The sequence below is a fragment of the Mesorhizobium sp. M0715 genome (assembly GCF_040320355.1).
In the GTDB taxonomy this organism is placed as follows: domain Bacteria; phylum Pseudomonadota; class Alphaproteobacteria; order Rhizobiales; family Rhizobiaceae; genus Mesorhizobium.
On sequence record NZ_JAMYPL010000008.1, the window covers coordinates 93,402 to 105,627 of the forward strand.

General features: G+C 61.4%; 12 protein-coding genes and 1 pseudogene. 12 read left to right on the forward strand and 1 reads right to left on the reverse strand.

What is annotated here, in order from left to right; all coding sequences use genetic code 11:
* Window positions 1-6 precede the first annotated feature (6 nt).
* From NKI21_RS12395 to tgt, 4 genes and pseudogenes are all read left to right on the forward strand, one after another.
* Complete coding sequence (locus tag NKI21_RS12395; RefSeq protein ID WP_352660321.1) at window positions 7-456, forward strand: DMT family transporter; 450 nt, start codon at window positions 7-9, stop codon at window positions 454-456.
* Window positions 456-1,544: a tRNA preQ1(34) S-adenosylmethionine ribosyltransferase-isomerase QueA gene (queA, locus tag NKI21_RS12400; protein ID WP_352865772.1), complete on the forward strand. Its 1,089-nt coding sequence runs from the start codon at window positions 456-458 to the stop codon at window positions 1,542-1,544. The genes NKI21_RS12395 and queA overlap by 1 nt, the downstream gene beginning before the upstream one ends.
* Window positions 1,534-1,733, forward strand: a pseudogene (locus NKI21_RS12405) (hypothetical protein). The gene queA and the pseudogene NKI21_RS12405 overlap by 11 nt, the downstream one beginning before the upstream one ends.
* Window positions 1,726-2,856 (forward strand): tRNA guanosine(34) transglycosylase Tgt, encoded by a 1,131-nt coding sequence (gene tgt / locus NKI21_RS12410; protein WP_352865775.1) that lies wholly within the window; start codon window positions 1,726-1,728, stop codon window positions 2,854-2,856. The pseudogene NKI21_RS12405 and the gene tgt overlap by 8 nt, the downstream one beginning before the upstream one ends.
* Before the next feature lie 4 nt (window positions 2,857-2,860).
* Here tgt and NKI21_RS12415 read toward each other — a convergent pair whose 3' ends face one another.
* Window positions 2,861-3,280 (reverse strand): DUF4864 domain-containing protein, encoded by a 420-nt coding sequence (locus NKI21_RS12415; RefSeq protein WP_023812986.1) that lies wholly within the window; start codon window positions 3,278-3,280, stop codon window positions 2,861-2,863.
* A gap of 266 nt (window positions 3,281-3,546) precedes the next feature.
* On the opposite strand from NKI21_RS12415, the gene NKI21_RS12420 reads away from it, so the two are divergent.
* The 8 genes from NKI21_RS12420 (at window position 3,547) to glpD (ending at window position 12,198) form a co-directional block, all read left to right on the forward strand.
* Window positions 3,547-3,783: an Lrp/AsnC family transcriptional regulator gene (locus NKI21_RS12420; RefSeq protein ID WP_010909609.1), complete on the forward strand. Its 237-nt coding sequence runs from the start codon at window positions 3,547-3,549 to the stop codon at window positions 3,781-3,783.
* 171 nt (window positions 3,784-3,954) lie between these two features.
* The gene (locus NKI21_RS12425) at window positions 3,955-5,367 is read left to right on the forward strand and encodes a circularly permuted type 2 ATP-grasp protein (protein WP_023812984.1); all 1,413 of its coding nucleotides are present in this window, start codon (window positions 3,955-3,957) and stop codon (window positions 5,365-5,367) included.
* Window positions 5,368-5,502: 135 nt separating this feature from the next.
* Window positions 5,503-6,444, forward strand: coding sequence for an alpha-E domain-containing protein (locus NKI21_RS12430; protein ID WP_127411294.1), 942 nt, complete (start codon window positions 5,503-5,505; stop codon window positions 6,442-6,444).
* 85 nt (window positions 6,445-6,529) lie between these two features.
* Entirely contained in the window at window positions 6,530-7,324 is a 795-nt protein-coding gene (locus NKI21_RS12435) for a transglutaminase family protein (protein ID WP_352774228.1), read from the forward strand.
* Window positions 7,325-7,456: 132 nt separating this feature from the next.
* The gene (locus tag NKI21_RS12440; RefSeq protein WP_023812981.1) at window positions 7,457-8,188 is read left to right on the forward strand and encodes a proteasome-type protease; all 732 of its coding nucleotides are present in this window, start codon (window positions 7,457-7,459) and stop codon (window positions 8,186-8,188) included.
* 101 nt (window positions 8,189-8,289) lie between these two features.
* Window positions 8,290-9,699 carry a pyridoxal phosphate-dependent decarboxylase family protein gene (locus NKI21_RS12445; protein WP_352865779.1) on the forward strand — a complete coding sequence of 470 codons (1,410 nt, stop codon included), beginning with the start codon at window positions 8,290-8,292 and terminating at the stop codon, window positions 9,697-9,699.
* A gap of 79 nt (window positions 9,700-9,778) precedes the next feature.
* Complete coding sequence (locus tag NKI21_RS12450; protein ID WP_127258922.1) at window positions 9,779-10,546, forward strand: DeoR/GlpR family DNA-binding transcription regulator; 768 nt, start codon at window positions 9,779-9,781, stop codon at window positions 10,544-10,546.
* A 125-nt stretch (window positions 10,547-10,671) separates the two neighbouring features.
* Window positions 10,672-12,198 carry a glycerol-3-phosphate dehydrogenase gene (gene glpD, locus NKI21_RS12455; RefSeq protein ID WP_352442603.1) on the forward strand — a complete coding sequence of 509 codons (1,527 nt, stop codon included), beginning with the start codon at window positions 10,672-10,674 and terminating at the stop codon, window positions 12,196-12,198.
* Window positions 12,199-12,226 lie beyond the last annotated feature (28 nt).

Consider the following 12,226-nt stretch of genomic DNA (forward strand, 5'->3'; position numbering starts at 1 on the left):
ACGACAATGATGGGCGTCGTCTGGTCGCTTCTCGGCATCCTGTCCGGCGCCTTCATTGCCATTCAGGCACCGATCAACTCGCAGCTGGCGCGCGACCTGGGTCTCCCGGTCGCGGCGGCGGCGTTTTCGTTCCTGTCGGGCGCAATCGTGCTCGGCATCATCTCCGTCGCGGTTGTGAAGCTGCAAGGCATCTCGCTCGACTGGAAGGCGCCGGCGCCCTGGCTGTTCGTGGCAGGCGGCATGCTCGGCGGCTTCTATGTCACGCTGTCGACGATTCTCACGCCACGCATCGGTGCGGCCGCGCTGATGGCGTTTCTGGTCGCCGGCCAGTTGCTGGCCGGCATGCTTATCGACCGCGTCGGCTTTCTCGGCGTCGCGGTGCGTGAAATCTCGCTCGGCCGCATCGCCGGCGCGGTGCTGCTGCTGGCCGGAGCGCTGCTCGTCCGGCTCTACTGATGCGCGTCGATCTCTTCGACTTCGATCTGCCGGAGGAGCGCATCGCGCTTCGCCCGGCGGAACCGCGCGACAGCGCCAAGATGCTGGTGGTGAAGCCCGGCGAAGGGCTCGACGACCGGACGGTTGGCGACCTGCCATCATTGCTCAGGGCCGGCGACGTGCTGGTGTTCAACGACACCAAGGTCATTCCAGCGCAGCTCAAAGGCATCCGGCGGCGGGGCGAGGCGACGGCGCAGGTCGAAGCCACGCTGCATATGCGCATGGCGCCGGACCGCTGGCTGGCCTTCATGCGGCCGGGCAAGCGCATCGCAACTGGCGACCGCATCCATTTCGGCCATGACGGCAATTCCTGTTTCCTCGGTCAGCTCGACGCCACGGTGATCGAGAAAGGCGAGGGCGGCGAGGCGCTGCTTGGCTTCGACCTGTCGGGGCCGTTCCTCGACGAAGCGCTGCACGCGGTCGGCCACATTCCGCTGCCGCCCTATATCGCCTCGAAGCGCGACGACGACGAACGCGACCGGGCCGATTACCAGACCATCTATGCCCGCGAGGAAGGCGCCGTCGCGGCACCGACCGCGGGCCTGCATTTCACGCCGGAGCTGTTTGCAGCGCTCGACGCCAAGGGCATCGAACGCCGCTTCGTCACCTTGCATGTCGGTGCCGGCACGTTCCTGCCGGTGAAGGCGGATGACACCGCCGACCACAAGATGCATGCCGAGACCGGTTCGGTCAGCCTGGCAACAGCCGACGCGCTGAATGCGGCCAAGGCGAGGGGTGGGCGCATTGTCGCCGTCGGCACGACCTCGCTGCGTCTGCTGGAGAGCGCGGCGCGTGAGGACGGCACTCTGCTTGCCTGGTCCGGCCCGACCGACATCTTCATCACGCCCGGCTACCGTTTTCGCACCGCCGACATGCTGATGACCAATTTCCATCTGCCGCGCTCGACGCTGTTCATGCTGGTTTCGGCCTTCAGCTGCCTCGACACGATGCGTGCGGCCTATGTCCATGCGATCGAGAACCGTTACAGATTCTACTCCTATGGCGACGCAAGCCTGCTTTTCCGAGCGGAGACGAGCGATGGACGATGATCTGCAAGCCTTTGACCGCGATGCGCTGATCGCGGAGGTCCGGAAATTGCGCGCCGGCGTTCGCCAGCATCGCGATGCGACCGGCCATGATCTGTGCTGAAATTCATGCGCAGCTGCATCCACTACCGCCAGTCGCTCGACAAACAGGCGCCGGGCGCCCCGATCCACGACAAGGAATTCAATGGCTAAGCCGTTCAGCTTCAAGGTTCTGGCAACCGACGGCAAGGCGCGGCGCGGCGCGATCGACATGCCACGTGGCGAAATCCGCACGCCGGCCTTCATGCCGGTCGGCACCGGCGGCACCGTCAAGGCGATGTATATGGACCAGGTGCGCGGCGTCGGCGCCGACATCATCCTGGGCAACACCTATCACCTGATGCTGCGTCCGGGCGCCGAGCGCGTGGCGCGGCTCGGCGGCTTGCATGAATTCGCCCGCTGGCCGCATCCAATCCTGACCGACAGCGGCGGTTTCCAGGTGATGTCACTGTCGAAGCTGAGGAAGCTGACGGAAAAGGGCGTCACCTTCCGCTCGCATATCGATGGCGCCGCCTACGAGATGTCGCCGGAGCGGTCGATCGAGATCCAGGGGCTGCTCGATTCCGACATCCAGATGCAGCTCGACGAATGCACGGCGCTGCCGGCCGAAATGAAGGAGATCGAGCGCGCCATGGAGCTGTCGCTGCGCTGGGCCGAGCGCTGCAAGACGGCGTTCGGCGACCAACCTGGCAAGGCGATGTTCGGCATCGTGCAGGGCGGCGACAATGCAGCGCTGCGGGTGCGTTCGGCGCAGGCGCTGAGCGCGATGGAGTTGAAGGGCTATGCGGTCGGCGGCCTGGCCGTCGGCGAGCCGCAAGCGGTAATGCTCGAAATGCTCGACATCACCTGTCCGGAATTGCCGGCGGACAAACCACGCTACCTCATGGGTGTCGGCACGCCGGACGACATCCTGAAATCGGTGGCGCGGGGCATCGACATGTTCGACTGCGTGATGCCGACGCGGGCCGGCCGCCATGGTCTTGCCTATACCAGGCGCGGCAAGGTCAATCTGCGCAACGCCCGCCATGCCGATGATCCGCGTCCATTGGACGAGGAGAGCGACTGCCCGGCGGCCCGGGACTACTCACGCGCCTATCTCCACCATCTGGTGCGCTCGCAAGAGGCGCTCGGCGCCATGCTTTTGACTTGGAACAACCTGTCCTACTACCAGAAACTGATGCAGGACATCCGCGCTGCGATCGAGGCCGGCACCTTCGAGGCGCGCGGCGCGGAAATCACCGAGGGCTGGGAGAGGGGCGATATCCCGTTGCTGTGAGGCCTCAAGTGCTGAGCGAATTCGAGGCGCGCAGGCTGCAACCGGTGATCTGGAACGTGCCGTCGGGCTGTTGCTGCAACGTGTAAACCGCCTCGTAGTCCTTGCCGTTGGGGCCGACGATCAGCACCTGCTGGACGATCGAACCCGGAGCCGTCTCCTCGACCTTGCCGAAGGAATAGGTCCGCGGCTTGCGCACCGGCGGATAGCCGTTGGTCACCATGTTCATGAAGGCGTCGACGGTCGGGAAGATCCGCTTCACATTCGGGGCGGCGAAGCTGTAGGCAGTGGCGCCGTCATCGGCAATGAGGGCCTCTAGCTGACTGTCGATGACGGACTGGCCCGCCTTGATCTCGGCATCGCCGGCCAATGCCGACGATACAAAGAGGAATGGAACGACTGCGATTGCGAAAAAGGCGTGGCGCATGGCCTGTCTCCGTTATCCCGCGAAATATCTTCCCTCAAAAATGGTGCTGTCCGAAGACGCATCATAACATACGCTTGGCAGCGCATCGCGGTTTCAGCGATTGCGAATAATCGCTGGCGATCGGCGGCAGATTGCATGCTGGTGTAGGGGCTGCGGGAGGTTGCAGCCCAGGCCTAGGCCGGCTGAGTACGGATTCCAGCGCTTGAAAGCCCGCCTCCAGTCTGCCAGAAGGGCCGCTGGACTTGGACGTTTAGCGGGACGAAGCCATGAAGGCGTTTTTCGTGCAGATCAAATGCGAGCTCGGCAAATCCTATGAGGTTGCCAGCGCGCTTGCCGATGCCGAGATCGCCTCGGAAATCTACTCCACCGCCGGCAATTACGATCTGCTCGCCAAATTCTACGTCGACGACGAGGAAGACGTCGGCCATTTCGTCAACGAAAAGGTGCAGATTCTCCCCGGCATCAAGGACACGTTCACCGTCGTCACGTTCCGCGCTTTCTAGCTGGCAAACGCATTTGCCCGGGCACGAGGCAAAGGCTGACCAAGGTCATATTTCACCTGCCTCAATTTTAGGCAGGCGCAACATACTGATCGCCGGTATCTCCCAAATCACCGATTGCGCTTGATTTTCTCCGGCGACGCCAGTGAAATGGCGTCACAGGGGAGTATGCGATTGGCAGCGTTCGATGAAATGCTTCCGGAAGTCTCCGGATTGAGAAGACCGTATTCGGCTTATGATCGCTGGCTGAAGGAGCAGGATCCGGCCAGGTTGACCGAGAAGATGCAGGACGCCGAACGCGTCTTCCGCAAGACCGGCATCACCTTCGCCGTCTATGGCGAGCAGGAAGCCTCCGAACGGCTGATCCCGTTCGACATCGTTCCACGTATCATCTCGGGCAATGAATGGCGGCGCCTGACGCAAGGCATCGAGCAACGCGTGCAGGCGCTGAACGCCTTCCTCGACGACATCTACCACCGCCAGGAGATCCTGCGCGCTGGGCGCGTCCCCAGGGAATTGATCGCCAGGAACGAGGCCTTCCTGCCGGAGATGATCGGGGTCAGGCCGCCGGCCGGCGTCTACACCCATATCATCGGCGTCGACATCGTCCGCATCTCGGAGGACGAATTCTACGTGCTGGAGGACAATGCGCGCACACCGTCGGGCGTCTCCTATATGCTGGAGAACCGCGAGACGATGATGCAGCTGTTCCCCGAGCTGTTCCAGAAGATCAAGGTGCGGCCGGTGGAAAACTACCCGCAGCTTCTGCGCCAGTCGCTGGCGGCGGTGCGGCCGCAAAGTACCAAGGGCGCGCCGACCATAGCCGTGTTGACGCCCGGCAGCTTCAATTCCGCCTATTTCGAACACGCCTTCCTTGCCGACCAGATGGGCGTGCAGTTGGTCGAAGGCCAGGATCTGCGGGTCGTCGACGGCCATGTCGCGATGCGCACGACCGAAGGCTACAAGCAGATCGATGTGCTTTACCGCCGCGTCGATGATTCCTTCCTCGACCCGCTGACCTTCCGGCCGGACTCCGCACTTGGCATACCCGGCATCATGGATGTCTATCGGGCCGGCAACATCACCATCGCCAACGCGCCGGGCACCGGCATCGCCGACGACAAGGCGATCTATTCCTACATGCCCGAGATCATCGAATTCTACACCGGCCGCAAGGCGATCCTGGGCAACATCCCAACCTGGCGCTGCTCGGAGCCCGACAGTCTGAAATACGTGCTCGAACACATCGACGAACTGGTGATCAAGGAAGTGCACGGTTCCGGCGGCTACGGCATGCTGGTCGGGCCGGCAGCAACCAAGAAGGAATGCGAGACGTTTGCCAAGAAACTCCAGGCAAAACCTTCGAATTACATCGCCCAGCCGACGCTGGCGCTGTCGACATGCCCGATCCTGACGGAAAAGGGGTTGGCGCCGCGCCATGTCGATCTCAGGCCCTATGTGCTGGTCTCCGACCGCATCCAGATCGTGCCCGGCGGGTTGACCCGCGTCGCGCTGAAGGAAGGCTCGCTGGTCGTGAATTCCTCGCAAGGCGGCGGCACCAAGGACACATGGGTGCTGGATGATTGAAGTGAGCGAGTAGGCAGTAGGCAGTAGGCAGTAGTGGAAGCAGAGGGACAGGGAAATGCCATATTCCATTGAGATTCAAACTCTTACTATTCCCTATTGCCTATTCCCTGCTCACTAGCCCGAAGGGCCAATTCAATGCTTCTCGGCCGCACCGCCAACGGGCTCTATTGGATGAATCGCTATATCGAGCGGGCGGAAAACATGGCGCGCTTGGTCGATGCCGGTTTGCGCATGGCGCTGACTCGCACGCAGAGCGCCTCGGAAGAGTGGAATTCGGTGCTCCTCAGCGCTGGTTCCGATGTCACCTTCAGCCAGAAATATTCTGACTATACCGCTGCCAATGTCGCCGACTTCCTGTTGCGCGACACGTCGAACCCGTCGAGCACGATGGCGTCGATCGAGACGGCCCGCAACAATGCCCGCATGGTGCGTACCGCGCTGACGCGCGAAACCTGGGAAAGCATCAACGAAGCCTGGATGTCGCTGAAGCGGATGCTGGCCAGGCCGATCGACGAGCGCGACCTGCCCAGCGTGCTCGACGCCATCAAGCGCGAGACGGCGCTGATCCGCGGCTCATTCTACGGCACCATGCTGCGCAACGAGATCTTCGACTTCTCGCAGCTCGGCACTTATGTCGAGCGCGCGGACAACACGGCGCGCATCCTCGACGTGAAATATTATGTGCTGCTGCCGTCGATCTCCTGGGTCGGCTCGACGCTCGACAATTATCAGTGGGAATCGATCCTGCGTTCGGTCTCGGCGCATCGCTCCTATCGCTGGGTCTACGATGCCGATTACAAGCCGACCAACATTGCCGATTATCTGATCCTCAACGTTCGTATGCCGCGCTCGCTGATGTTCTGCTATCGCTTCCTGTCGGAGCATCTGAAATTCCTCGGCGACGATTACGGCGAACGCCATGCCTGCCACGCAACGGCCGAGAAGACGCAGACAATGCTGAGAGCCGGGTCGATCAAGGGCATATTCGACGCCGGCCTGCATGAATTCCTGGCCAATTTCATTCGCGACAACACCAAGCTGGGCGAAGAGATCGCACAAGATTATCGGTTCAATTGAGCATGGTCCCGAAAGGTGGAGCCGGTTTTCTCAGACAAATGGAAACCGTTTGTCCGGAGATCGTGCTCACAAACGGAATAGAAGCATGCGGCTGAAGATCACCCATCGGACCGAATACCGCTACGATGCGCCGGTGCACTATCTGTTGCAGCGGCTGCGGCTGCTTCCGGTCAGCGGATCGACGCAGACCATTCTGTCCTGGGCTCTGGCGATCGAAGGCGCGCGCGAAGAGGTCCGCTTCGTCGACCATTTCGGCAACGACACAAGGCTGTTGAGCGTCGAGGGCGAGCGCGACTTCATCACTGTGGAAGCATCAGGCGAAGTGGTGACGCGCGACACCGCGGGTGTCTCGGGACCACACCAGGGCTTTACGCCGCTCTGGCTGTACAGCCATGAGACACCATTGACGACGATCGGCAGCGGTGTTCGCGATCTCGCCGCGTCGGTCGGCAAGGGCAGCGACATTGAAAGGCTGCACCGGCTGATGGCCATCATCGGCGAACGCGTCGCCTACACGCCCGGCACCACCAACGCGACGACGCCGGCGGAGGAAGCCTTGGCGCTCAAGACCGGGGTCTGCCAGGATCATACCCATATCTTTGCCGCCGCCGCCCGCGCCATGGGCTTTCCAGCTCGCTATGTCAGCGGCTATCTGATGCTGGATGCCACGGTCGAGCAGGCGGCCAGCCATGCCTGGGCCGAAGCGCATGTCTCGGGTCTCGGCTGGGTTGCCTTTGATGCCGCCAATGGCATTTCACCCGACGAGCGTTATGTAAAGGTGGCAACGGGCCGCGATTACCGCGACGCCACGCCGGTGTCGGGAATTCGGCTGGGACAGGCGGAAGAACGGCTTGCGGTCACCGTCACGGTGGAGCAGTAATCCTCCGCACGATTGCTGCCGAGCGATTCATCGTTTCAAGGAACGCCGAACCGCTCTATCCCCTTGTTTTAACGCAATTCCGCACGGAAAACCGCTTCACACTTTTCCTGGAATTGCTCTAGAAGAGATTCCATGACCTATTGCGTTGGCCTGAAGATCGACCGCGGGCTCGTGTTCATGTCGGACACGCGCACCAATGCAGGCATGGATTCCATCTCCACCTTTCGCAAGATGCATGTCTGGGAAGAGCCGGGCGAGCGTGTCATCGTTTTGATGTCGGCGGGCAATCTGGCGACGACGCAGGCCGTGGTCAGCCTGCTCGACGAGCGCACCAAGGCGATCTCCGAAAGGCATTCTACGGTGCTCGAAACGCCGTCGATGTACCAAACGGTCCGCATTGTTGGCGACACGGTCAAGGAGGTCATCGCCAATTCGTCACCCGCTGGCGAAAAGGCGGATTCCTATTTCAATGCGTCCTTCATCCTCGGCGGTCAGATCAAGGGCAGCGAGCCGCGCCTGTTCATGATCTATCCCGAAGGCAATTTCATCGAATCGACCGATGACACGCCGTTTTTCCAGATCGGCGAGACCAAATACGGCAAGCCGATCATCATCCGCGCCTACGAAAGGACGATGAGCCTGGCCGAGACGGTGAAGCTGCTTTTGGTGTCGTTCGATTCGACGTTGAAGTCGAACCTGTCCGTCGGCTTGCCGCTCGACCTGCTCTTCCTGGAGAAGGACGCCTTCAAGGTCGGATTGAAGAAGCGGATCGGCCAGGATGACCAGTACTACCGCACGATCTCCGACGGCTGGTCGAATGCGCTGAAGACGGCCTTTGCCAGCCTGCCGGATTTCCCCGGCTGAGGCGTGCGGCATCCGTTGCTGGTTGCATATATTTCACGCGTTAATTAATAAGGAGGCCAGCCGCGATGGATGGTGGCGGTCGATCATGTCGGGAGGACAGGATGAACAACGATGATTTCCGGCAATGGTCGCGGCGCGCCGCCGACTGGGGCGCTGACTATCGCAACAATCTGCGCGACCGCCCCGTGCGGCCACTGGTAGAACCCGGCGCCATTTCTGGAAGCATTGAGGTTTCGCCGCCCGAAGACGCCGAACCGATGGACCGGATCTTCGCCGACTTCGAAGAGAAGATCCTGCCGGGAATGACGCATTGGCAGCATCCGCGTTTCTTCGCCTATTTCCCGGCCAATGCGGCGCCGGTCTCGGTGGTGGCGGAATATCTGGTTTCGGCGATGGCCGCGCAATGCATGCTCTGGCAAACGTCGCCGGCGGCGACCGAACTCGAAACGCGCACCGTCGACTGGATGCGCCAGGCGCTCGGCCTGCCCGAAGGGTTTTCCGGGGTGATCCAGGATTCAGCCTCGTCGGCGACACTGGCCGCGGTGCTGACCATGCGCGAGCGGGCGCTCGATTGGCAAGGCAACAAACAAGGCCTGGCAGGGCAGGCGCGGCTGCGCATCTATTCCTCCGATCAGGTGCACACGTCGATCGACCGGGCGATCTGGGTGTCCGGCATCGGCGAGGACAATCTCGTGCGCATTCCGGTCGGCGGCCGCTTTCGCGCCATGGACACGGCAGCACTCGAGGCGGCAATCGCCGCCGACCTGGAAGCCGGCATGCAGCCGGCCGGCATCATCGCTTGCGTAGGCGGCACCAGCACCGGCGGCACCGACGACATTGCAGCGGTTGTCGAGGTCGCACGGCGGCATGGGCTTTATCTTCACGTCGACGCCGCATGGGCGGGATCGGCGATGATCTGTCCGGAGTATCGGCATTTCTGGACAGGCGTCGAAGGCGCCGATTCGATCGTCTTCAATCCGCACAAATGGCTGGGCGCGCAGTTCGACTGCTCGATCCAGTTCCTGCGCGATCCCGAGAGCCATGTCAGGACGCTGGCCATCAAGCCGGATTATCTGAAGACGCACGGTCATGACGGCATCATCAACTATTCCGAATGGTCGGTGCCGCTTGGCCGGCGCTTCCGCGCGCTGAAATTGTGGTTCCTGCTGCGCGCCCATGGCCTGGAAAATCTGCGCACGATGATCCGCAATCATGTCGGGTGGAGCGAAGGGTTGGCGGCGCGGCTGGCAAGGGAGCCGGATTTCGAGATCGTCTGCGAACCGATGCTGTCGTTGTTCTCGTTCCGACACAAGACCGCAACCGATGCGGACGAGCACAATCTGCGCCTGGTCAATGCGATCAATGACGATGGCCGTATTTACCTGACGCAGACGAGGGTCGACGACAGGATCGCAATCCGGTTCCAGGTCGGACAGTTCGAGGCGACCGCCGCCGATGTCGATGCGGCTTTTGTCGTCATTACTGAAGTAGCACGTGGCCTGGATCGCTGATTTCGTTAGCCGGCTTATGCCTTTCCATCGATTTCGTTTTCGACTATAGACAAGAAAAACGAAAACGGGAGGTTGCCCCATGTATCTGTCGCCACGCCATGCCGAGATTATCCAGATGGCCAAGGATCATGGCCGCGTGCTGGTAGATGATCTGGCCACCCACTTCAATGTGACGCCGCAGACCATACGCAAGGACCTCAACGATTTGTGCGACCAGCGGCTGCTCTCGCGCATCCATGGTGGCGCGCTGTATCCCTCCGGCATCGAGAACATGGAGTATGAGGCGAGACGCAAGATCGCCGCCGACGAAAAGGAGGCGATCGGCCGTGCGGCCGCCAGACTGATTCCCGACAATGCCTCGCTGTTCATCAACATCGGCACCACGACAGAGTCGGTCAGCAAGGCGTTGCTCGATCACAACGGTCTCATGGTCATCACCAATAACATCAATGTTGCCAATAGGATGCGGATATATCCCTCGATCGAGGTGGTGATCGCCGGCGGGGTTGTGCGCGGTTCTGATGGCGGTGTGGTCGGCGAAGCGGCGGTCGACTTCATCAGGCAGTTCAAGGTCGACTACGCGGTGATCGGTGCATCCGCCATCGACCATGACGGCGCCTTGCTCGATTTCGATTTTCGCGAGGTCAAGGTGGCGCAGGCGATCATCGCCAATGCAAGGCATGTCATCCTAGTTTCCGACCAGACCAAATTCGAGCGAACCGCACCGGTGCGCATCGGCCATCTGTCGCAGGTCAACACCTTCATCACCGATCGTTGCGACATCCCGTCAGTGCGCAAGATCTGCCAGGAGGCCGAGGTTCAGCTGATCGAGACGTCGCTCGCCTAGGCGGTTTTCACCCGATATCACGCGCTCGTGATATTTCGTTTGACATTCGTTATCATTTCGAAATAATTCCGACACGGTTTCGTAAAAGCCCAAAAATGGTGCAATGCGAAATCGTTGGAGGAATTGTGGACGCATCTCCGATCCGTGACATTTTCGTCATAGGTGGCGGCATCAATGGCTGCGGCATTGCCCGTGATGCCGTCGGTCGTGGCTTTTCCGTGTTTCTCGCCGAGATGAACGACCTCGCCAGCGGAACCTCCTCGGGTTCGACCAAATTGATCCATGGCGGCCTGCGCTACCTCGAATTCTACGAATTCCGCCTGGTGCGCGAGGCGCTGATGGAGCGCGAGGTTTTGTGGAAGAACGCGCCGCACATCATCTGGCCAATGCGCTTCGTGCTGCCCTATGCCAAGGGCCTGCGCCCGGCCTGGCTGATCAGGCTCGGTCTCTTCCTCTACGACCACATTGGCGGGCGCAAATTGCTGCCCGCGACCCGGACGCTGGACATGGCCAGGGATCCGGCCGGTAAGCCTTTGAAGCCGCTGTTCAAGAAGGCCTTCGAATATTCTGATGGCTGGGTCAATGACGCGCGGCTGGTGGCGCTGAACGCACGTGATGCCGCCGACCGCGGCGCCACGGTTCGCACCCGCACGAAAGTGACCGGCGCGCGCCGCGAAAACGGCCTGTGGGCAATCCAGATCGAGGATCTGCAGACCGGCGAGACCGAGGAGATCAAGGCGCGACTGCTGGTCAATGCCGCCGGCCCCTGGGTCGATCATGTGCTGTCCGGCGTCGTCGGGCTCAACGATGTGCACAATGTTCGTCTCGTGCAGGGCAGCCACATTGTCATCGCCAGGAAGTTCGACGATCCACGCGCGTATTTCTTCCAGAACAAGGATGGCCGCATCATCTTCGCCATTCCCTATGAGGAAGAGTTCACCCTGATCGGCACCACCGACCAGGATTATCCCGGCGATCCGCATGACGTGAAGATCAGCGACACCGAGATCGATTATCTCTGCGCCGCGGCAAGCGAATATTTCGCCCAACCCGTCAAGCGCTCGGACATCGTTTGGACCTATTCGGCCGTCCGTCCGCTCTATGATGACGGCGCCTCCAAGGCGCAGGAAGCGACGCGCGACTATGTGCTCAAGGCCGATGGCGGCGAGGGCGCCGCCCCGATCGTCAACGCCTTCGGCGGCAAGATCACCACCTATCGCCGGCTGTCGGAATCGATGCTGGAAAAGATCGAGGGTTTTCTCGGCAAGCGCGGCAAGCCGTGGACGGCAAACGCGCCACTGCCGGGCGGCGATTTCCCGGCCACCGGTTTCGATGCCGAAGTGACGAAATTGAAAACCGCTTATCCATTCCTCGACGCGCGCCTGGCTCGCCGGTTGACCCGGCTCTATGGAACCCGCGCGAGGATGCTGTTGGGGCTGGCCAAATCGAACGTCGATCTCGGCCGCAACTTCGGCGCCGATCTCTATGAGGCCGAGGTGCGCTATCTCGTTCAAAACGAATGGGCCGTGACATCAGAAGATGTATTGTGGCGCCGGACCAAGCGCGGTCTGCATCTCAGCCGCGAGCAGGTGGCGGCGCTCGATGAATTCATGCGCGGCATAAGCCGGCGCCATGTCGCGGCTGCCGAATGAAGAGGGGTTTGAGCTGATGCGGAAGGCC